The following is a 20,810-nucleotide window of genomic DNA, read 5'->3' on the forward strand; positions in this document are numbered from 1 at the left end:
TCACCAAGCGGGACCATGGGGCACAAAGCTTAATGGTAACCTTTGTAAATGTGGCGTAAAAATGAATGATTATTAAGATTTGAAAAACATGAGCCAGCATCGGCACGGCCTTGCCAAGCTGCCGCGCGTGCTGCTTTAAGCATTCCGCATTGTCTCGGAGGCCAGCATGGTCGATATCGCCGCCCGCGTTCACAACCACAAATGGAAGATCGACCCCATTGTGCGGTCTTTGATCGACACCGATTTCTACAAGCTTTTGATGTGCCAGTCGGTGTTCCGCTATCGCCCTGATACGCAGGTGCGCTTTAGTCTGATCAACCGCTCCAAGCATATCCCGCTGGCCGATCTGATTGATGAGGGCGAGCTGCGCGAACAGCTTGATCATATCCGCTCGCTTAACCTCACCCGCGGCGAGAGCACATGGATGCGTGGCAACATGTTCTACGGCAAGCGGGCCATGTTCACGCCTGAATTCATGGACTGGTTCGAGAACCTGCGCCTGCCGCCCTATCATCTGGAGCGGGTGGGCGATCAATATGAGCTGAGCTTTGAAGGATCATGGCCCGAGGTGATGCTCTGGGAAATCCCGGCGCTGGCGGTGCTCATGGAGTTGCGCTCACGCACCGTGCTGCACGACATGCGCAAGTTTGAGCTTCAGGTGCTTTATGCCCGCGCGATGACCAAGCTTTGGGAAAAGGTGGAGCGGCTGCGTGATGTCGAGGACCTGCGCCTTGCGGATTTCGGCACACGGCGGCGGCACAGCTTTCTCTGGCAGGATTGGTGTGTGCAGGCGATGACCGAGGGGCTGGGCGAGAAATTCGTGGGCACCTCCAATTGCCTCATCGCCAAGAACCGTGATCTGGAGGCAATCGGCACCAACGCCCATGAGCTGCCCATGGTCTATGCCGCACTTGCCGAAACGGACGAAGCGCTGGCCCGCGCGCCTTACGATGTCCTCAGCGATTGGCATGAGGAGCATGACGGCAATCTGCGCATCATCCTGCCCGACACCTATGGCACGCCCGGCTTTCTGGAGCGTGCGCCCGATTGGCTTGCAGGCTGGACGGGTATCCGCATCGACAGCGGTGATCCGGCCACCGGGGCCGAGCGTGCGATTGCATGGTGGAAAGCGCGGGGCGAGGACCCAACGCAAAAGCTGGTGATTTTTTCCGACGGGCTGGACGTGGACAAGATCGCCGAGCTGTCGGCGCAATTTGCAGGCCGGGTGCGGGTGTCCTTCGGCTGGGGCACGCTTCTGACCAATGATTTCCGTGGCCTCACGCCCGATGACCGTCTCGCGCCCTTCTCAATGGTGTGCAAGGCCGTGTCTGCCGATGGGCGCGCTACGGTCAAGCTCTCGGATAACCCGCGCAAGGCGATGGGCCCCAAGGATCAGATCGAGCGCTATAAACGCGTCTTTGGCGTGGGTGAACAGGCCGAGCAGGAGGTGCTTGTCTAGGCGATCCGGGGAACTCTTTGCCCGATCCTGCGTTTCCGGATGGAACATAACAGGAGATTTGGCCATGGGCATCGCAGTGGGCGACACGGTAAGGTGGAATTGGGGCAGCGGCACAGGAACCGGCGCGGTGACCGAGCGCTTCACCAGCAAGGTGACATGCCGGATCAAAGGCACAGACGTGACCCGAGATGGCAGCGTGAGCGACCCCGCCTTTCTGATTGAGCAGGAAGACGGCGACATTGTTCTCAAATCCAACTCCGAATTGGAAAGGATCTGAGACATGAGCCGCGATCACGGACCCTCAATCAAGGATGATGAGACCTATGAGGCCCTGCGCGAGGACGGTGCGTCGAGGCAAAAGGCGGCGGCCATTGCCAATGCACAGGCAAACCCCGACATGCACCCGTCCAAGACGGGCGGCGCGCATCCCCCCTATGAGGAGTGGACCAAGGACGACCTGCTCACGCGCGCCCGCGAACTCGACGTCAAAGGGCGCTCGAAAATGACCAAGGGCGCGTTGATCAAGGCGCTGCGCGCCTGACACGTCTCAGGGCAAGTGATCGACAATGGAAAGGTGCTGCGCCAGCTTGTCCACCTCACCAAGATACCGCTCGACAAGCGCGGGATCGCTGGGGGCTGCCGACACGCCCGCAGGCATTTCGCCCCGCGCAACTGACTCGATTGCCAAAGACAGCGGTATCGACACCAGCCGCGCCATGGCGGTGCCATTCTCATCGCCCCACGCGTCCATCACATAGGTCTTGTGCCAGACGGTGCCGCCGCCCGCCTCGACCTTCAGCGAGACACACATCACCACGCGATCAGGCTCGCCTTCTTCATAAGCGTTTTCGGCCCAGAACGTGTCGGACATTTCCCTCAGGCGCGCATCGCCCGCTGGTCCTTCCAGCGTCTCAACCTCGGCAAAGACATCTTTCCACGCCTCTGCCCAGCCATTGAGCCGCAATGTGCCGCGCACGAACTCCTTCACCCGCCATCCCGCGTCGAACCCATAGTCCTGCATGAAGGGCAGGCTGTCGCGGTTGGGGTAGACCTCAAAGCTCTCGGGGTTGCGCAGGGGGGCTGTGTAGCTGCTGATCGCGTCCCATGGGCGGGCGACGTTCAGCTCCTTGAAATCACGGATCGAGCGGGAGGGCGAGCGCAGCGCCTTCAGCACACCCAGAGGCGACCAGCTGAACTTGTAGCGAAACGGGTTGGGGTGTTTCGGGATACCCCCGCAATAGGAGATGAAGCTCAGATCGCCCATCACCCCGCTGCTGCGAAAATCTGCCATCAGTGCGTGTGCCATCAGGTGATCAATGCCGGGATCAAGCCCGATTTCGTTGACAAAACTCAGCCCCGCCGCCTCGGCCCGCGCATGAAGCGCGCGCATCTCGGGCGCAATGTAGGACGACGAGACGAAATGCGCGCCCTTGCTCAGGCACATCTCGGCCAGCGGCACGTGCCAGTCACCGGGCAGCATCGAGACCACGATATCACCGGGCTGCACCACGGCGCTGATCGCGTCCGTGTCGAAGGCAAAGATCGCCTGGGTGAGATCGCCCACCGCGTCCTCGGCCTTTTGCGTGGTCCGGTTCCAGACGGACACTTCATGGCCCGCCTTGATCAGCCGTCGCAAACCCGGAATGGCCGAAAGGCCGGTGCCGCACCAATGGATGGTCATGTCAAATATCCTTCATCGCGTCATGAAATGTGGTCTCGGCCCGCGCCCAGACCCCGCCGTGCAGGGTGCCTAAGCCCAACAGAGAGGGCAAGAGCTGTGCCGCATAATCCTCGCTGCTTTCCACGGGCAAAAGCGAGGGCAGGTTATCAATCGCCATGACATCCATCGGCGGCGTGTCGTGGACGCGCAGCGCGGGGGCTGCCCAATCGGTCGCGTGGGTGTAGATCGGCACCGGGTTGTAATCGCTGTCAGGATCGCAGGCCACGTCGCCGATCACCGTGAGGCGGCGGGGCGCGTCCAGCGCTGATTTTGGCACAAACACGGGCGTGCCGGGGCGCGCGAAGATACAGTTGAGAAAGATGTCATGGCCGAGGATTTTTGGGAATGGCCCGCCCGTGGCCGTCTCATCCATGTCCCAGCGGGTTGGCGTTATCCCCATCGCCTCGCACAGATCCGCAGCGCCCGTGCCGACCCGGCCCAACGCTCCGATAATGATCGCGCGGGGGCTGTCCAACCCCCCCAAATCGCGTGCCAGATCAGCCAGAAGCGCATCACGCCCCTGATATGTCGCGACCGCCGGGCAAATCTCACCACGTTTCTGCGCGGCCCACGCCTTGAGCGATACAGCCGCCCCCGCATAGCCCGCCCAATAGCCAAACGCGGCCACGCGGCGGCCTTGCCTGTCCACGAGGTATTCCAGATCGTAAAGCGTGCCGCCCCCGGCCTTGAACCGCTCCAAGAGCGCGCGCCCGGAATGTTGGCCTTTGAACGCATGGCCGAACATGATGTGGCGATGCGGCAGGGGCATGCCATCCTCCGGCAGCTCCTTGAGGCCAAAGATGATCGCCTCTGCCGGTGCGCTGGGCCAGCTATTCTCCGCCGCGATGGTGCAGCCCGCCGCGCGGTAGCCCGCAAGCGATATCGCCCGGACCGAACTTTCCTCGACCGTCACGTTTATCCCTGCCGCGATCAATGCGCGCGCGCCATCCGGCGTGATGCCGACCCGCTCCTCAAAGGTGCGTTGCTCCGCGCGCACCCATAGATGCGTCATGGCATGATCCCCGCCGCGCGGACGGCCTTGACCGAAGGCCGCGCCTCCATCGCCGCGCGGAAGGCGAGGATTTTGGGAAAGGCCCGCACATCCACGCGGTCGGCCTCAAGCCAGCTGCACACGGTAAAGAGATAAGGATCGGCAATGCTGATCTGATCGCCCAGAACATATGTCCCGCGTAGGCAATGTGCCTCCACATAGGCGGCGTTCTCGGTCATGTTTACGGGCATCTTGGCGCGCATATCCGCATGGCTCGCCTCCGCATCGGCCCAGCGGATGCCGCGCGGCCCATGGGCGTGGTTCACATGCATCGTGCTGGCCAGATAATACATCACCGCGCGCATATGGGCGGCGTCCTCGGGCGCGTTGGGCATGAGCCCCGCCTCGGGCCGGATCGCCGCGAGGTAGTCGAGGATCGCACCCGTCTCGGTCAGCACGCTTGCGCCGGTGTCCAGTGCGGGCACGCGGCCCTTGGGGTTGATCGCGTGATAGGCGGGCTTGGTCTGTGCGCCCTCCTTGAAGTTCACAAGGCACGGCTCAAACGCGACGCTCGCCTCATGCAGACCAATGGCCACCGCCATCGAAACGGTCCCCGGCATATAGTATAGCTTCATCTGTCCCACCTTTCAGATAAACGTCTGCTTAGATAAACGTCCGCGCCGCCGCCCGGTCGGGCCTGTCCAGATGCGGCGTGGCGTTGAACATGCCCAGCATCAACCCGCCATGCACATATTGCAGCCTGTGCAGGGAGCTGTTGTTGATATGCAGCATCACCTTGGCGGTGGCCGCCATATCAAGCATCAGCACATGCCGCACGATCATTGAGATCACGCCGCCCGATGTGACCAAAAGCACCTTGCCATGGCCTGTGCAGACCTCGTCGATCAGGGCTTCGATCCGCCCGGTAAAATCCTCGAACCGCTCGGGCATGTTGTCCAGATGCCCGGCGGCCCAATAGCCCATGACCTCGGGCAGATAGCGGGCGAACTCCGCCGCCTCCTGCGGTGCTGGGATGCCATGCTGCGCCTCGACCGCTTGGGTCAGCGCGAAATAGCTCAGCTCATTGAGCCGCGCATCCGTCTCATCGGGGCCATAGCCCATGGCGCTAGCGGTGTCTTGCTGGCGTTGCAACGTGCCGCTGATGACTCTATTGAACCGCTCGTTATGGCCGCGCATATGATCGCCCAGCCACGTGGCCTGCTGCCGCCCGAGATCCGACAGCTGGTCATAGCTTGCCTCATCGGTCGCGGCGCTGTTGGCCTGCCCGTGCCGCACCAGAACGATCTCGGTCACATGTCTCTCCTTGTGCTTTCAGCGCGCACCCTACCGTCCTGCCTTGGGGGGTCCAGCCAGAAATGGGCTGTGCACAGATTTTCCTGCGGCAATGCCGGGGCGGAGACGCAGGCCGCTTCTTCCTTTTGCGCCGCGCGGCTTGGTATTATAGACCTGAGACCATGGCGCGCAAAACATCCCCCCAAAAGCCCGGCCTGAGGCCTGCCCGGCGCGGCCTGCACCGCGTGCGCAGCTTGCGCGCAGGTCTGGCATGGTTTGCGTTGGTCTCGGTGCTGGCGGTTTTGGCGGCCTCCCTTGTGCACCGGGTTTTGCCCCCCAGTCCAACATTTTACATGAAGCAAGAGGCCCACCGCCTCGGTGGGATTGATCACGCATGGGTGCCGATCTCGGAAGTGGCCCCAGTGATGGCGCGGGCAGTTGTGGCCGCGGAGGACGCGAATTTTTGCCTCCACTGGGGCTTTGACATGCGCGCCATACGCGCCGTGATTGAGCGTGGCGAGACGCGCGGTGCCTCCACCCTCAGCCAGCAAACGGTCAAAAACGTCTATCTCTGGCAGGAACGTACATGGGTGCGCAAGGCGCTGGAGGCGATGATGACACCGGTGATCGAGGCGATGTGGTCCAAGCGGCGCATCATCGAGGTCTATCTCAACATTGCCGAGTTTGATGAGGGCATTTTTGGCATTGATGCCGCAGCGCATCATTATTTCGGGGTCAACCCGTCGGATCTCAGCGCGCTTCAGGCCGCGCGCCTCGCGGCCGTCCTGCCAAACCCCAAGGAACGCTCGGCCTCCAAGCCATCGAATTTTGTGCGCGAACGCACCGCCGCGATCATGGACGGGGCGGCCACCATCCGGCGCGATGGCCGCTCTGCGTGTTTCGAGGATTGAAAACCGCACGATACCTTGGCATTGAAGAAGAGCATTTTTCAAAGGGCGCCCTCTAGTCATGGCCAAGCTGTATCACGTCCCGCTCTCTCCTTTTTGTCGTAAGGTGCGGCTGAGCCTTGCGGAAAAGCGTATCGACTATGAGCTGATCGAAGAGCGGTATTGGGAGCAGCAGCCCGATTTCCTGCGCCGCAACCCGGCGGGCAAGGTGCCTGTGCTGCGGATTGACGGCAAAACTATGTCGGAAAGTGCCGCGATTTGCGAATATCTTGAGGAGAAATACCCCGAGCCGCCCCTGATGCCCAAAAGCACCGATGCGCGCTATGAGGTGCGCCGCCTTGTGACATGGTTTGATGACAAGTTTCACCATGAGGTGACATCAAAACTGCTCTATGAGCGGGTGAACAAGAAGGTCATGGGCGCGGGCTTTCCCGACAGCAAGAACGTGAAAGCCGGGGCGAAGGCGATCAAATATCACCTCGATTACATGACATGGCTCTTGGATCATCGCCGCTGGCTGGCGGGTGATGTGATGACGCTGGCTGATTTCGCCGCCGCCGCCCATCTGAGTGCGCTGGATTACATCTCGGACGTTGATTGGCACTGGAGCGATGCGGTCAAGGATTGGTACGCGAAAATCAAATCGCGCCCGGCGTTCCGCAATATCCTGACCGATCAGGTCTCGGGGTTTCCACCGCCACAGCATTATGCCGACCTTGATTTCTGAGATCAGACGGTGCTGGGGGGCTTTGCCCCCTACGGTGAAAATGCGGGCATTTTCACCGCCACCCCCAGGATATTTTTGGCAAGAAGATGCATGAGGGGCTCAAAGCCCGGCTGAACGTGCAAGCCTTGGCCGAAGGGTTTGACCTGATGCGGATTTGCCGCCCGGATGCGGTGCCTGAGGTGCCGGAGCGGCTGGCGGCGTTTTTGGAGGCTGGGCGGCACGGGCAGATGGGCTGGCTGGAAGAGCGCAGTGCGTGGCGCGGTGATCCGGCTGCACTCTGGCCCGAGGCGCGGTCGGTTATCATGCTGGGCGAAAGCTATACGCCGCAGGAAGATCCGCTGGCCAATCTGACTGTGCCGGAGCTTGGGACGGTCTCGGTCTATGCACGCAACCGTGATTACCATGATCTGGTCAAGAAGCGGCTGAAACGCCTCGCCCGGTGGCTTTTGGCGGAATGTGGTCCGGGGGGGCCTGAGGCCGCGCCACCCGAGGTGAAAGTTTTCGTTGATACAGCGCCCGTGCCCGAAAAGCCGCTGGGGCAGGCGGCGGGGCTGGGCTGGCAGGGTAAGCACACGAATCTGGTCAGCCGTGATATGGGAAATTGGTTTTTCATCGGGTCGATCTTTACCACGATTGACCTCGCCCCGGATGCGGCTGAGATTGATCATTGTGGCTCGTGCCGGGCTTGTCTCGATGTCTGCCCGACGGATGCTTTTCCCGCGCCTTATGAATTGGATGCGCGCCGCTGCATTTCCTACCTCACGATCGAACATAAAGGCCCGGTTGATCCGGCGCTCCGCCCGCTTTTGGGCAACCGGATCTATGGCTGTGATGATTGCCTTGCGGCCTGCCCGTGGAACAAATTCGCCCAAGAGGCGCGCGAGCTGCGCTATCATGCGCGGCCCGATCTCGTCGCGCCGCGTCTGGACGAGTTGGCGGGCCTTGATGATGCGGCCTTCCGCGCGCTCTTCTCCGGCTCTCCTATCAAGCGGATCGGGCGGGATCGGTTTTTGCGCAATGTGCTATACGCCATCGGTAATTCGGGTCGTGTGGATCTTTTGCCAAGCGCCGAGGCGCATCTGGATGATCCGGACGAGGCTGTGGCGGATGCGGCGCGCTGGGCGCAATCACGGCTGCAATCTGCCGCAAACAGGCTGGAATAGCGCGCGAAACCCGCTACACCCGGGCAGAGCAAAGGGCGGAGGCGGGCATGGCAATTCTTTTGGGTGTGGACACCGGCGGCACCTATACGGACGCGGTGCTTATCCGCGACGAGCAGGAGGTGATTGCCTCGGCCAAGTCCCTCACCACGCGGCATGATCTGGCCATCGGCATTGGCGGGGCTGTGGCGGCGGTGCTGGAGCAAAGCGGCGTGGCACCTGGTGAGATTGCGCTTGCGTCCTTGTCCACCACATTGGCGACCAATGCACTTGTCGAGGGGCAGGGCGGGCGCGTGGGTCTCGTCTATATTGGCTTTCGTGAGCAGGATCTGGAGGGGCACGGCCTGCGCGCGGCCCTTGGCGGTGATCCCGCCCTGATCGTGTCTGGCGGGCACAATCATGCGGGCTATGAGGCGCGCGCCTTAGATCATGCCGCGTTGCAAGCGTGGCTCAGCGAGGATCATGGCATTTCGGCCTATGCGGTGGCTGCACAGTTCGCTACCCGCAACCCCGAGCATGAGCTGACCGCGGCCCGGATGATCACGGAGATCACCGGGCGGCCGGTATCGTGTTCGCATCACCTCTCGGCCAAGTTGAACGGGCCGAAGCGCGCTCTGACAGCCCTGCTAAACGCGCGGCTGATCGGAATGATTGCCCGGCTGATCAACGAGGCGGAGGGCAAGCTCACGGAGCTTGGTATCACCGCGCCCTTGATGGTGGTGCGCGGGGACGGGGCGCTCATCAGCGCGGATCAGGCGCGCGAGCGGCCCATCGAGACGATCCTCAGCGGGCCTGCGGCCTCTATTGTGGGCGCGCGTTGGATGACTGGGGTGGAGACGGCTCTGGTCTCGGATATAGGGGGCACCACCACGGATGTGGCGGTGCTGCGCGGCGGCAAGCCCACGATTGATCCTGCGGGCGCGCAGGTCGGGCCGTGGCGCACGATGGTGGAGGCGGTCGCGATGCGCACCACGGGCCTTGGCGGTGACAGCGAGGTGCATGTGGTGGCCGAGGGCTTGGCGGGGGGTGTTACGCTTGGGCCTCGCCGGGTGCTGCCCGTCAGCCTGATTGCGCAGGAGGCACCGGACGTGGTGCACCGCACGCTGGAGATCCAGCTGCGCAGCGCCGTGCCCAATGAGCATGATGTGGTGTTCACGCGCGCCGTGTCCGGTGTGGATGCGGGCGGCCTGCCAGAGCGGGACGCGGCCCTTTTGGAGCGGATCGCGGCAGGCGTCTGTCCGGTCGGGGATGTGCTGCGCACGCGGATGGAGCATCAGGCGTTGCGCCGCCTTGTGACGCGCGGCCTTGTGCAGGTCTCGGGCGTCACGCCCTCGGATGCGAGCCATGTTTTGGGCCGCGTGGATGCGTGGGACCGCGAGGCTGCGGAAAAGGCGCTGACGCTTCTGAGCCGCAAGCGCACGGGGTCGGGCAACGTGCTGGCTGCAAATGCGCGCGAGATGGCTGAGATGATCGTCGAGCGGCTGACCTATCAGACGGTTTTGGCCTTGTTAGAGACTGGTTTTGCTGAGGAAGAGACGCCGTTCGGGCTGGCCCCTGATCAGTTGGCGCGCCATGTTCTGATGCAGCGCGGTATGGACGGGCATGCAGGGCTGGTCCGGGTCGCGGCGGGCTTAGGCGTGCCTGTGGTGGGGCTTGGGGCCTCGGCGGCGAGCTATTACCCGGCGGTGGGCGCGCGTTTGGGCTGTGAGATGATCCTGCCGGAGCATGCGGGCGTGGCCAATGCCATCGGTGCAGTGGTGGGGCAGGTCACGATCCGGCGGAGCGGCACTGTGACGGCGCCCTCCGAGGGGCTCTACCGGGTGCATCTGGAAAGCGGGCCGCAGGATTTCACCACGTCTGATGCGGCGCTGGAGATGCTGGAGCAGGCTCTGACCGAGGCCGCGCGGGGCGAGGCCCTTGCGGCGGGGGCCGAGGACATTCAGGTCACCGCGCGCCGCGATTTGCGCACAGCACAGGCCGAGGCACGCCAAGTTTTTCTGGAAGGGGAGATCACGGTCGAGGCGTCCGGGCGTCCGAGGATCGCCATTTAGTTGCCTTTAGAGTGCGAGCGCGTCAGTTCAGCAGCGGCTCAATCTCATCGGTCAGAGTGGACGAGAGCGGCTTTACCGTGCTGCCGAACGTGGCAGCGACCGTGCCGTTGGGGGCCACGAGGATCTTGCTGAAGTTCCACGCGGGCGTGAAGCCCACCTCCTCAGCCACGGATGTGTAGAACGGATGTGCATTGGCCCCGCGCACAGAGGTGATGCCGGTCATGGGCATGTCGATGCCGTAGGTCAGCTCGCAGAAATCCTTGACCTCTTCGTTAGTGGCAAGTTCTTGGCGAAAATCGCCCGATGGCACGGCGAGCACAACCAGTCCGCGGTCGCGATACGTCTCATAGAGGGTCTGGAGCCCCTCATATTGATCCGTAAATCCGCAGCGCGAGGCGGTATTTACCACCAAGACCGGTTGGCCCGCCCAATCAGACAGCTTCAATGTGCCGCCATCGATATTCTCAAACGGCGCGGTCAGCTCGATCGCGGCTGCGGGCAGGGCCAGCAGGGAGGCGAGTATTGCGAGAATGAAGCGCATAAGTCTCTCCGTTTAAGTGCTGAAGGGCTACGGGTGCGGGCGGGGTTTGGATCATAACCATGCGGTATAAGTGAAATATCTTTTTGAAAAACCCGCCCGCATCCCATCTAATAGACCAAGCAACCGATGGAGGCATGAGATGAGCCGATACACCAAAGACCCCGACGCGATCGCCCGGCTGAGCGCCGAGGAGTTCTATGTCACGCAGCAAAGCGGGACCGAGCGGCCCGGCACGGGCAAGCTTTTGTCCAATAAGGAGCCGGGGATTTACGTCGATATCGTCTCGGGCGAGCCTTTGTTTGCCAGCGCCGACAAATATGAGAGCGGCTGTGGCTGGCCCAGCTTCACCAAGCCGATTGAGCCTGCCCATGTGGCGGAGTTGACGGACGCGACACATGGTATGGTCCGCACCGAGGTGCGCAGCGCCCATGGCGACAGCCATCTGGGCCATGTGTTCAATGATGGCCCGCAGGAGCAAGGCGGGCTACGCTATTGCATCAACTCAGCCAGTTTGCGCTTTGTGCACCGCGACGAGATGGAGGCCGAAGGCTACGGCGATTACCTGACCCAAGTGGAGGATGTGACATGAATGAACGTGCAGTTTTGGCGGGCGGATGTTTCTGGGGGATGCAGGACCTGATCCGCCGCAAACCCGGCGTGATTTCGACCCGTGTGGGCTATACTGGCGGCGATGTGCCCAACGCCACCTACCGCGATCACGGGACTCATGCGGAGGGGATTGAGGTCGTGTTTGACCCGGCTGTGATCACCTACCGCGAGATTCTGGAGTTGTTTTTCCAGATCCATGATCCGACCACGCCCAACCGGCAGGGCAATGATATCGGGATGAGCTATCGCTCGGCGATCTACTATGTCGACGACGCCCAGCGCGCCGAGGCCCTGCGCACCATCGCGGATGTCAACGCCAGCGGCCTCTGGCCCGGCAAGGTCGTGACCGAAGTGGAGCCTGTGGGCGATTTCTGGGAGGCGGAGCCTGAGCATCAGGATTATATCCAGCGCATCCCCAACGGCTATACCTGCCACTTCCCGCGCCCTGATTGGGTGCTGCCCAAGGTGGCGGCCAAGGTCTGAGCCAAGCGGCACGCGCGGCTTGACCTTCGCGCAGGCGCAGCGCAGTCAGGCGGGGTAAGGAGCCTCGCCTGATGAACCCACTTCGCGGAATTGCCCTCAAGCTGACGGCGGTGATGCTTTTCATCATCATGGCTGCATTGATCAAGGCCGCATCGGACAGTGTGCCGCCCGGTCAGGCGGTGTTTTTCCGGTCGTTCTTCGCCATTCCTGTGATCCTTGTCTGGCTCGCCCTGCGCGGTGAGCTGCGCACGGGGCTGCGCGTGGTCTCGCCCATGCGGCACGTTTGGCGCGGGGTGATCGGCACGATGGCGATGGGTCTGAAGTTCACCGGGCTCGGGCTCTTGCCGCTGCCCGAGGTGACGGCGCTGGGCTATGCCGCACCGCTTTTGACGGTGGTCTTTGCGGCGATGTTTCTGGGCGAGCGGGTGGGCGTGTTTCGCCTCGGGGCCGTGGCTTTAGGCCTTGTCGGCGTGCTCATCGTCCTTGCCCCACGGCTGAGCCTGCTGGAGGGCGGTGCGCAGGACCCTACGGCGGCGCTGGGCGCGGTTGTGGTTCTGATGGGCGCGGTCTGCGTGGCGCTGGCGGTGATCTATGTGCGCATTTTGGTGCAGACCGAACATGTTGCAGCCATCGTGTTCTATTTCTCGGTCACGGCGAGCGTTCTGTCGCTTCTGACGCTGCCCTTTGGGTGGGCATGGCCCACGGGGGCAGAGGCGCTGATGCTGATCGCGGCGGGGGTGATCGGGGGGATGGCGCAGATTTTCCTGACCACGTCCTATCGCTATGCGGATGCGGGGGTGTTGGCCCCGTTTGATTATGCCTCAATGCTCTTTGCGTTGCTGATCGGGTATTTCATATTTTCCGAAGTGCCCACAGAACCGATGCTGATGGGCGCCAGTCTGGTCATCCTCGCGGGCCTCATCATCATCCTGCGCGAGCGGCATCTGGGCCTCAAGCGGAGCAAAGCGCGGTCTGCCAAAAGCACCCTTGGTTAAGCGCCCTTGAGCCACGCTGCGCCATAGACGGGCCAGAACCACGCGCGGCGGTATTTGCCCAAGGGCCATTTCTTGGGCGGGGTCTGCATGATCTGGGGATAGAGATTGCGCGGCTTTCGGTCCTGCGCCAGGTCGGCCAGAAGTGCGCCGGCATAGCTGGCCATCGCCACGCCATTGCCATGATAACTGATCGCCGTAAAAGCCCCTGGCATCGTGTCAATCGGACCTGCATAGGGTGTGAGATCGCGCGCGATACTCAAAAGGCCATGCCAGCTATGGGGCGTCTCCACATGCTTCCACGCCGGGAACATCCGCTCAAAATGGCTGCGGATGTTATTGTGCATCCGCCGGTCCGCCCATGGCGCAGAGAAAAGCCCACCGCGCATCCCGAAAAGCATCCGGTTATTGGGCATGAGGCGGAAGTAATGCACGAAAAAGAGATCGTCATAGCATGCCTGATTGCTGCTCCAACCTTGGGCGGCAATCTCCGCGTCGCTCATCTCGCGGGTGACGAGCACGTTGGATTGCGTGGGGAGGTAGCGGCCATGCATCCATTCGGGCAGATCGTCTGAGCTGTAGCCGTTGGTCGCCACGATCAGGCGTTTTGCCTGCACGCGCGCCTCAGGCGTTTGCAGCGAGAAGCCGCGCGCCTGATCAATCCGCTGCACCGGGCTGCGCCCGAAGATGCGGACCCCGGCGGCGCGGGCGGCATCCGCGAGCCCGTTGGCGTATTTATAGGGGTTGAGCGCAAATCCGATGGGGATGTTGAGCGCGCCGTGAAAGGCTCCCCGCATCCCGTTCTGGGCCAGTTGATCTCCAGGGATCACCTCGGCCTCCAACCCGTAATCTTGGCGTATTTTCTTGGCTGCGTCCTCAAACCCGCGCGCCGCCTTGGGGCTATCGGCCAGCATGGTCTCCCCGTCCGAGTGGCGGTCCACCTGAAGGTTGTTTTGCTCAATCAACCCCTCGGCCAGATTAACGGCCGCCATCTCGCTTTCGCACCATTCCCGGCGGGCGTCCTCGCCATACATGCGCCGCAGGATCGTCTCTGACGCTGCTGACCCGCCAAGACAGCAAAACCCGCCATTGCGCCCTGACGCGCCCCAGCCCACGTCCTGCGCCTCCAGCACGATCACATCCGCGCCGTCCTGAGCCAGATGCAGCGCCGCCGAAAGCCCTGTGAACCCCGCGCCGATAATGGCCACATCGGCGTTCAGCGTGCCACGCGCAGGCGGGCTGGCCTCGCGGTCCAGCGTGCTGGGCCAGTAGCAATTCTCGCGCGGCACCTCGCCGTAAGCATGGGCAGGGAAGATGCGCTTCACGCGCGCTCCGCCTCGCGCTCGTCCGCCTGTTGGCGCATCAATTGGCGTTTGGAGATGAGCGAGGCCGAGATCACGCCGATGGTGACCACGGCAATCATCAACGTCGACAGCGCGTTGATCTCAGGGCTGACCCCGAGGCGCACGGCAGAGAAGATTTTGATCGGTAGCGTCGTCGCCGATGGGCCAGCTGTGAAGGACGCAATCACCAGATCATCAAGGCTGAGCGTGAAGGCCAAAAGCCAGCCGGAAATGACCGCAGGCGCGATGATGGGCAGCGTGACCAGCCGGAAGGCGGAGAAGGGCGAGCAGCCCAGATCAAGTGCAGCCTCCTCCAGCGAGCGGTCAAAGCTGATCAGGCGTGAGGAGACAACGACCGACACGAAGCACATCGAGAATGTGGTATGCGCGAGAATGATCGTGACGATCCCCCGATCAAGCCCGATCCCGATGAAGAGAAGCAAGAGCGACAGGCCCGTGATCACTTCGGGCATCACCAAAGGCGCATAGATCATGCCGGAAAAGAGCGTGCGGCCCAAAAACCGCCCCCCGCGCACCAAGACGTAAGCCGCCATCGTGCCCAGAACCGTGGCGATGGTGGAGCTGACCACGGCCACCTGAATTGTGACCCATGCAGCATCCAGAAACGCTTCATTGCCCAACAGTTCCCCATACCATTTGGTCGAAAACCCGCCCCAAACCGTGACCAGCTTGCTCTCGTTGAAGCTGTAGATGATCAAGATCACCATCGGTAGATAAAGAAACGCAAAGCCCAGCGTGAGGGAGGTGGCGTTGAACCACGAAAACCGTCTCATCCGTCCATCTCCCGCTGCTTTTGCTCATTGCGCTGAAAGAGCACGATGGGGATGATCAGGATCAGCAAAAGGATCACAGCCACCGCAGAGGCAACGGGCCAATCGCGGTTGTTGAAGAACTCCTCCCAGAGGATTTTGCCGATCATCAGCGTGTCGGAGCCGCCCAGAAGAGAGGGGATCACAAACTCGCCCAGCGCGGGGATAAAGACGAGAAAACACCCGGCGATGATGCCGTTTTTGCTGAGTGGGATGGTGACGAGCCAGAACGCCGTGAAACGCGAACAGCCCAGATCTTCTGCCGCCTCCAGAAGGGAATCGTCCATCCGCTCCAGCGCGGAATAGATGGGCAGGATCATGAAGGGTAGGTAGGTATAGACGATGCCGATATAGACCGCCGTGTTGGTGTTGAGGATCGTCAGCGGCTCGGAGATGACACCCATGCCCAGCAGCAGCTGGTTGAGATACCCCTCGGTCGACAGAATCCCCATCCACGAATAAACCCGGATCAAAAAGCTGGTCCAGAAGGGCAGGATCACGAGCATCAGCAGGGTGGGCCGCCAATGATCCGGCGCGCGCGCCATGGCATAGGCGATGGGATAGCCCACGGCCAATGCCAGCACCGTGGAGATCAGCGCGATTTGCAGCGAGGACAGGTACGCCTTCCAGTAAAGATCATCGGTTGTCAGGAAGGTGAAATTCTCAAAGTCCAGGCCTGTGAAGAAGTCCCGAACCCCGGCCCAGCCAGCGGCCAGATCAAGCGTAGGGGTATAGGGCGGGATGGCCAGCGCCGGATCGCTGAGCGCGATTTTGAACACGATGGCGAAGGGCACGAGGAACAGCGCCACCAACCATGCGTAGGGAACGGCGATGAGGATGAGGCGGCGCATCTCCCTCAGCGCTCCAAAAGGACGGCGGCGGTGTCGGTCCACGACACCCAGACGCGATCCTCCCACGTGAAGGGACGGTTGGCGAGGCGGCGTGTATTGGCCGTCTGCGCCTTGATGATTTGCCCCGTGGCCAGTTGCACGTGATAGGTCGAAAGGTTCCCCAAATAGGCGATATCGAGGATTTTACCCTCAAGCGCGTTGCGCACCCCCTCGGGGCGGTCCTTGCTGATCATCACCTTTTCGGGGCGGATCGCCAGATGGGCGGTCTGGCCTTGCGTCAGATCCAGACCGGAGGCGGCAAAGAGGTCTGGCTGTCCTTCGGCAAAGGCGATGCTATAGCCGCCCTTGGCCTTGCTGGCGCGCCCCTCTAGAATGGTCACTTCCCCGATAAAGTCAGCGACATAGACGGAGCCGGGCATCTCGTAGATATGCGCCGGCGTGTCGGCCTGAATGATGCGGCCATCATCCATCACCGCCACGCGGGAGGCGACGGTCATTGCCTCTTCTTGGTCATGCGTCACGATTACGAATGTGGTGCCGGTTTTTTCCTGAATGTCCATCAACTCAAACTGCGTGTCTTGGCGCAGCTTAGCGTCGAGTGCGCCCAAAGGCTCATCCAGCAACAAAAGCTTTGGGGCTTTGGCGAGGCTCCGCGCAAGCGCCACGCGCTGCCTTTGCCCGCCGGAAATCTGGTGCGGTTTGCGCTGGGCGAATTTCTCCAGCCGGGTCAGTTTGAGCATCTGCTCCACCCGTGCCGCGATCTCATCCTTGGGCATTGTGCCGCGCTTGAGGCCAAACGCGATATTCTCCCAGACCGACAGGTGCGGAAAGAGCGCGTAGGACTGAAACATCATGTTCACGGCGCGTTTGTTGGGCGGGATGGGCGCTATATCCTGCCCCGAGAGGAGGATCTTGCCGCTCGTGGGGGTCTCGAACCCGGCGAGCATCCGCATCATCGTGGTCTTGCCACAGCCCGAGGGGCCAAGCAGCGCGAAGAACTCTTTTTCGTAGATATCGAAGGTCTGATTGTCGATTGCGGTGAAATCACCAAAACGCTTGGTCACACCTTTGAACTCGATCAGAGGTTTGGCGCTTGGATCATTCCACGGCTCAAATGCAGTCTGGCTCATGCAAGTAGTCCCCCCAAGGCCGCGCTGGGCCGGAAAAAAGCCCGCCCCGGTGTGATCCGGCGCGGGCCAACAGGCATCAGACGCCCGATTTGATCTTGGTCCACATGCGCGTGACGACACGCTGCACCTTGGGACCATAAGGCGTGGTGGTGTAGAGGTTCTCCAGCGTCGCCTCATCAGGGTAAATCGCGGGGTCCCCGATCACATCCTCGGCCAGAAGCGGTTTGGACGCCTCATTGCCGTTGGCATAATAGACGTAGTTTGACGCATCGGCCATGTTCTGCGCGTCCATGATGAAGTTCAGGAACACATGGGCCGCATCGGGGTTTGGCGCGTCCACCGGGATCGCCATTTGGTCAAACCACATCAGCGCGCCCTCGGACGGTGCGTTATACGCGATCTCGACGCCGTTTTCCGCCTCCGCCGCGCGGTCACGCGCCTGAAGGATATCACCGGACCAGCCGAAGGCGACGCAGATGTCCCCATTGGCCAGAGCGTTGATATATTCCGAGCTGTGGAACTTGGTCACATGCTCGCGCACACCCATCAAAACGGGCTCTGCCAATGCGATCACATCGGGGTCCTGGCTGTCGGGATCTTCGCCGATATATTTCAGCGCAGCGGGGATCATCTCGGCGGGGGCATCAAGGAAATGCACGCCGCAGGAGGCCAGCTTTTCCATATTGCCGGGCTCGAAGATCAGCGAGAGCGAGTCGATCGGAGCGTCTTCGCCCAGAATCTCGGTCACTTTGCCGACGTTCACGCCAATACCCGTGGTGCCCCACATATAGTTAATGGAATATTCATTTCCGGGGTCATATTGCGCCGTGCGCGCCTCGACCACATCCCACATATTGACGTGGTTTGGCAGTTTGCTGAGATCCAGCTTTTGGAAGGCGCCCGCCGTGATCTGACGTTGCAGGAACGTGCCCGAGGGCACAACCACGTCATATCCCGCGCCGCCTGCCAGCATTTTGGTCTCAAGCACTTCGTTGCTGTCGAAGACGTCATAGATAAGATCGATGCCCGTCTCGGCCTCGAACTTCTCCAGCAGCGCTTCGTCGATATAGTCGGACCAGTTATACACACGCACTTCATCGGCGCCGGCAGAGGCTGCGGCCAGCGCAAGGGCGGCTGTGGTGGTCAGAAAGGTCGTTTTCATTTTTATCTCCCGTTATGGGCAGATTTTCTCTGCCGGTACACTACATTTGATCATGTTTCCGCATAAGCGCAATATGGTATTGTTTTCACGCAGCCGTTAAGCTGACAAGCCAATAGACGGGCGCGGTAGGCACAAAAGGCAAGAGCAGATGCAACAACAGGTAGCGAATTGGGATGACGCGAGCACGGGCACGGGAGAAGCAGGGCTTCCGGCGCATGAGCTGATTTACCGCCAGCTGCGCGAGATGATCCTCTTTGGCGACCTGACCCCAGGCCAAGCGGTGACCATTCAGGGCCTCACCGCCGAGCTGGGGGCGGGCATGACCCCCGTGCGCGAGGCGATCCGGCGGCTGACCTCGCAAGGTGCGTTGGAGTTTCAAGGCAATCGGCGGGTGTCTGTGCCGCTTCTAAAAACGGGCGATATTGATGAAATGATCGTAGCGCGTGAATGGCTTGATCCATACCTCACCCGCCGCGCCGCCTTGGCAGCGAGCGGGACCGACGCAGACCAGCTTGCCGAGATTGACGCAGCACTTGATCTTGCGATCCGCCGGGGCGATCTGCGCGCCTATTTACAGGGCAATTACGAGTTTCACATGATGCTCTACACTTTGGCGGGCTCGCCCTTGCTTGCCGAGCTTGCCGAGGGCCTCTGGCTCAGGTTTGGCCCGTCGATGCGGGTGGTGTGCGGGCGGATGGGCACGCAGAACCTTCCCGATAATCACAAGGCGGCGATAGCGGCTCTGCGTGCCGCCGATCCGGATGCGGCGGCCGAAGCCATTGAGCGCGACGTGCGTCAGGGGATGGAGCAGCTACGCCTGTCGTTGGAGCCGCCTGTCGCCGCGACCTGAGCATGGCGATTTGATTCGATTGACTTCCCGGCATTTGATCATATTCTGGAGGTGAGATCCCCCAACGCTGAGGGGGAGCAACGCTGCGAAAGGCTCCGCTCATGAACATGATCACCAACCACATGCCCACCGAGGAGCTTCGTGCCCTTGATGGCGCGCATCACATGCACCCGTTCACGCATAACAATGATCTGTCCGAGAAGGGCGCGCGTATCATTTCCCGCGCGCGCGGGATGACCCTGACCGACACTGACGGCAATGATTACCTCGATGCGATGGCGGGTTTGTGGTGCGTCAATATCGGTTATGGTCGCACAGAGCCTGCGGATGCGGCTGCCCGCCAGATGCGCGAATTGCCCTATTACAACACGTTCTTTCAAACGAGCCATGTGCCCGCCATTGCGCTGAGCGCGAAGCTGGCCGAGCTGGCGCCCGAAAACATGAATCATGTATTTTATGCCAATTCAGGATCGGAGGCGAATGACACCAATATTCGCATGGTGCGTACCTATTGGGCTGAAAAGGGCCACCCCGAGAAGAAAATCATCATCAGCCGCAAGAACGCCTATCACGGCTCGTCCATGGGTAGCGCCAGCCTTGGCGGCATGAGCTTTATGCATGACCAAGGTGGAATGCCGATCCCGGACATTCACCACATTGATCAGCCCGATTGGTACCTTGAGGGCGGCGATATGAGCCCCGAGGAGTTCGGTCTGGAGCGTGCACGACAGCTTGAGAAGGCCATCCATGATCTGGGTGAAAACCGCGTGGCCGCCTTCATCGCCGAACCGATCCAAGGCGCGGGCGGCGTGATCATCCCGCCCAGCACCTATTGGCCCGAAATTCAGCGGATTTGCGACGCGCATGACATCCTGCTGATCGCTGATGAGGTGATCTGCGGCTTTGGACGGACGGGCGAATGGTTCGGCAGCGAAACGCTGGGAATCCGCCCAGATATTATGACGATCGCCAAGGGGCTGAGTTCCGGCTACGCGCCCATTGGCGGCTCCATGGTCAGCGACGAGATCGCAGCTGTGATTGATAATTGCGAATTTGCGCATGGCTATACTTATTCGGGCCATCCGGTGTCCTGTGCCGTGGCGCTGGAAAACCTGCGCATCCTGCAAGAAGAGGGCCTTGTGGATCGCACACGCAACACGTCAGGTCCATTGCTGGCCAAGGCATGGCACGCATTGGGCGATCACCCTTTGGTAGGCGACACAAGTTTGGTCGGACTGATGGGCTCCATTGCGCTGACCCCGCATAAGGAAAGCCGCGCGAAGTTTGCCTCCAAAGAAGGGGCCGTCGGACTGATCTGTCGCGAGTTTTGCTTCAAGAACGGGCTGGTGATGCGCCATGTGGGCAACCGGATGGTGATCTCGCCGCCGCTGGTCATCACGCCCGAGGAGATTACTGCCTTCACGGATCGTGCACGGCTCGCACTGGACCTGACGCACAAACACCTCGTGGATGAGGGTATGATGAAAGCCGCTTAAGGCCCTGCGCGGCGCGCTCCGAATATGGCAGGCGCGCCGCCCCAAATACTGCAAAAACGTGTGCGCCACGCCCCGTTGATTCTCACAAAGTGCTGAAAATTTGAGCGCTGCCTGTAAAAGCCGCGAAAATTAAGTATTTATTTTCCGGGCTTTACTACTCCTGTCCTTCTGAATTTCCCAAACCTCATAGGATTGGTTGCATATATCCACAGCC

Annotated in this window: 22 protein-coding genes; 12 read left to right on the forward strand and 10 right to left on the reverse strand. The window is 61.4% G+C overall.

The window, feature by feature from the left end; genetic code table 11:
* The first annotated feature begins 166 nt into the window (after nucleotides 1-166).
* From pncB to KUD11_RS04985, 3 genes are all read left to right on the forward strand, one after another.
* Nucleotides 167-1,459 carry a nicotinate phosphoribosyltransferase gene (pncB, locus tag KUD11_RS04975; protein ID WP_109386066.1) on the forward strand — a complete coding sequence of 431 codons (1,293 nt, stop codon included), beginning with the start codon at nucleotides 167-169 and terminating at the stop codon, nucleotides 1,457-1,459.
* Nucleotides 1,460-1,523: 64 nt separating this feature from the next.
* Nucleotides 1,524-1,736 (forward strand): hypervirulence associated TUDOR domain-containing protein, encoded by a 213-nt coding sequence (locus KUD11_RS04980; protein WP_109386064.1) that lies wholly within the window; start codon nucleotides 1,524-1,526, stop codon nucleotides 1,734-1,736.
* A gap of 3 nt (nucleotides 1,737-1,739) precedes the next feature.
* The gene (locus tag KUD11_RS04985; protein ID WP_109386062.1) at nucleotides 1,740-2,000 is read left to right on the forward strand and encodes a DUF7218 family protein; all 261 of its coding nucleotides are present in this window, start codon (nucleotides 1,740-1,742) and stop codon (nucleotides 1,998-2,000) included.
* Nucleotides 2,001-2,006: 6 nt separating this feature from the next.
* On the opposite strand, the gene KUD11_RS04990 is transcribed toward KUD11_RS04985, so the two are convergent.
* From KUD11_RS04990 to KUD11_RS05005, 4 genes are read right to left on the reverse strand one after another with little or no spacing between them, the layout of a single operon-like run.
* The gene (locus KUD11_RS04990; RefSeq protein ID WP_109386060.1) at nucleotides 2,007-3,140 is read right to left on the reverse strand and encodes a saccharopine dehydrogenase family protein; all 1,134 of its coding nucleotides are present in this window, start codon (nucleotides 3,138-3,140) and stop codon (nucleotides 2,007-2,009) included.
* 1 nt (nucleotide 3,141) lies between these two features.
* Nucleotides 3,142-4,191, reverse strand: a complete 1,050-nt coding sequence (locus tag KUD11_RS04995) for a saccharopine dehydrogenase (RefSeq protein ID WP_109386058.1) — start codon at nucleotides 4,189-4,191, stop codon at nucleotides 3,142-3,144.
* Complete coding sequence (locus KUD11_RS05000; protein ID WP_109386056.1) at nucleotides 4,188-4,805, reverse strand: glutathione S-transferase family protein; 618 nt, start codon at nucleotides 4,803-4,805, stop codon at nucleotides 4,188-4,190. The genes KUD11_RS04995 and KUD11_RS05000 overlap by 4 nt, the downstream gene beginning before the upstream one ends.
* A gap of 28 nt (nucleotides 4,806-4,833) precedes the next feature.
* Nucleotides 4,834-5,484: a histidine phosphatase family protein gene (locus KUD11_RS05005; protein ID WP_109386054.1), complete on the reverse strand. Its 651-nt coding sequence runs from the start codon at nucleotides 5,482-5,484 to the stop codon at nucleotides 4,834-4,836.
* Nucleotides 5,485-5,645: 161 nt separating this feature from the next.
* On the opposite strand from KUD11_RS05005, the gene mtgA reads away from it, so the two are divergent.
* The 4 genes from mtgA to KUD11_RS05025 all read left to right on the forward strand — a co-directional run bounded on the left by mtgA (nucleotide 5,646) and on the right by KUD11_RS05025 (nucleotide 10,309).
* A complete protein-coding gene (gene mtgA, locus KUD11_RS05010) occupies nucleotides 5,646-6,374 on the forward strand; it encodes a monofunctional biosynthetic peptidoglycan transglycosylase (RefSeq protein WP_109386052.1) in 729 nt (242 codons plus the stop codon).
* Between the two features lie 58 nt (nucleotides 6,375-6,432).
* Nucleotides 6,433-7,098: an FtsZ-binding protein FzlA gene (gene fzlA / locus KUD11_RS05015; RefSeq protein WP_109386050.1), complete on the forward strand. Its 666-nt coding sequence runs from the start codon at nucleotides 6,433-6,435 to the stop codon at nucleotides 7,096-7,098.
* Between the two features lie 86 nt (nucleotides 7,099-7,184).
* Entirely contained in the window at nucleotides 7,185-8,261 is a 1,077-nt protein-coding gene (gene queG / locus KUD11_RS05020) for a tRNA epoxyqueuosine(34) reductase QueG (RefSeq protein WP_109386048.1), read from the forward strand.
* Nucleotides 8,262-8,308: 47 nt separating this feature from the next.
* Nucleotides 8,309-10,309, forward strand: a complete 2,001-nt coding sequence (locus KUD11_RS05025; RefSeq protein WP_109386046.1) for a hydantoinase/oxoprolinase N-terminal domain-containing protein — start codon at nucleotides 8,309-8,311, stop codon at nucleotides 10,307-10,309.
* A gap of 22 nt (nucleotides 10,310-10,331) precedes the next feature.
* On the opposite strand, the gene KUD11_RS05030 is transcribed toward KUD11_RS05025, so the two are convergent.
* On the reverse strand, nucleotides 10,332-10,850 hold the full coding sequence (locus tag KUD11_RS05030; RefSeq protein WP_109386044.1) for a glutathione peroxidase: 519 nt from the start codon (nucleotides 10,848-10,850) through the stop codon (nucleotides 10,332-10,334).
* A 139-nt stretch (nucleotides 10,851-10,989) separates the two neighbouring features.
* Here KUD11_RS05030 and msrB point away from each other — a divergent pair, with 139 nt between their 5' ends.
* The 3 genes from msrB to KUD11_RS05045 all read left to right on the forward strand — a co-directional run bounded on the left by msrB (nucleotide 10,990) and on the right by KUD11_RS05045 (nucleotide 12,937).
* Complete coding sequence (msrB, locus tag KUD11_RS05035) at nucleotides 10,990-11,439, forward strand: peptide-methionine (R)-S-oxide reductase MsrB (RefSeq protein WP_109386042.1); 450 nt, start codon at nucleotides 10,990-10,992, stop codon at nucleotides 11,437-11,439.
* Nucleotides 11,436-11,942: a peptide-methionine (S)-S-oxide reductase MsrA gene (gene msrA / locus KUD11_RS05040; protein WP_109386041.1), complete on the forward strand. Its 507-nt coding sequence runs from the start codon at nucleotides 11,436-11,438 to the stop codon at nucleotides 11,940-11,942. Before msrB ends, msrA begins: the two co-directional genes overlap by 4 nt.
* A 71-nt stretch (nucleotides 11,943-12,013) precedes the next feature.
* The gene (locus KUD11_RS05045) at nucleotides 12,014-12,937 is read left to right on the forward strand and encodes a DMT family transporter (protein ID WP_109386039.1); all 924 of its coding nucleotides are present in this window, start codon (nucleotides 12,014-12,016) and stop codon (nucleotides 12,935-12,937) included.
* Here the strand turns inward: KUD11_RS05045 and KUD11_RS05050 are convergent.
* From KUD11_RS05050 to KUD11_RS05070, 5 genes are all read right to left on the reverse strand, one after another.
* Nucleotides 12,934-14,259: an NAD(P)/FAD-dependent oxidoreductase gene (locus KUD11_RS05050; protein ID WP_109386037.1), complete on the reverse strand. Its 1,326-nt coding sequence runs from the start codon at nucleotides 14,257-14,259 to the stop codon at nucleotides 12,934-12,936. The two genes, KUD11_RS05045 and KUD11_RS05050, sit on opposite strands and share 4 nt — an antisense overlap.
* A complete protein-coding gene (locus KUD11_RS05055) occupies nucleotides 14,256-15,071 on the reverse strand; it encodes an ABC transporter permease (RefSeq protein WP_109386035.1) in 816 nt (271 codons plus the stop codon). Before KUD11_RS05055 ends, KUD11_RS05050 begins: the two co-directional genes overlap by 4 nt.
* Nucleotides 15,068-15,958, reverse strand: coding sequence for an ABC transporter permease subunit (locus tag KUD11_RS05060; protein ID WP_109386033.1), 891 nt, complete (start codon nucleotides 15,956-15,958; stop codon nucleotides 15,068-15,070). Before KUD11_RS05060 ends, KUD11_RS05055 begins: the two co-directional genes overlap by 4 nt.
* A 5-nt stretch (nucleotides 15,959-15,963) precedes the next feature.
* Nucleotides 15,964-17,088 carry an ABC transporter ATP-binding protein gene (locus KUD11_RS05065; RefSeq protein ID WP_109386031.1) on the reverse strand — a complete coding sequence of 375 codons (1,125 nt, stop codon included), beginning with the start codon at nucleotides 17,086-17,088 and terminating at the stop codon, nucleotides 15,964-15,966.
* Between the two features lie 76 nt (nucleotides 17,089-17,164).
* Nucleotides 17,165-18,250, reverse strand: a complete 1,086-nt coding sequence (locus KUD11_RS05070; RefSeq protein WP_109386029.1) for a polyamine ABC transporter substrate-binding protein — start codon at nucleotides 18,248-18,250, stop codon at nucleotides 17,165-17,167.
* Between the two features lie 148 nt (nucleotides 18,251-18,398).
* On the opposite strand from KUD11_RS05070, the gene KUD11_RS05075 reads away from it, so the two are divergent.
* Both KUD11_RS05075 and KUD11_RS05080 read left to right on the forward strand, forming a co-directional pair.
* Complete coding sequence (locus KUD11_RS05075; protein WP_109386027.1) at nucleotides 18,399-19,100, forward strand: GntR family transcriptional regulator; 702 nt, start codon at nucleotides 18,399-18,401, stop codon at nucleotides 19,098-19,100.
* A 101-nt stretch (nucleotides 19,101-19,201) separates the two neighbouring features.
* Nucleotides 19,202-20,596 carry an aspartate aminotransferase family protein gene (locus KUD11_RS05080; RefSeq protein WP_109386025.1) on the forward strand — a complete coding sequence of 465 codons (1,395 nt, stop codon included), beginning with the start codon at nucleotides 19,202-19,204 and terminating at the stop codon, nucleotides 20,594-20,596.
* The last annotated feature ends 214 nt before the right edge of the window (nucleotides 20,597-20,810 follow it).

Origin of the sequence: Roseovarius carneus, from assembly GCF_020141465.1 — a bacterium.
In the GTDB taxonomy this organism is placed as follows: domain Bacteria; phylum Pseudomonadota; class Alphaproteobacteria; order Rhodobacterales; family Rhodobacteraceae; genus Roseovarius; species Roseovarius carneus.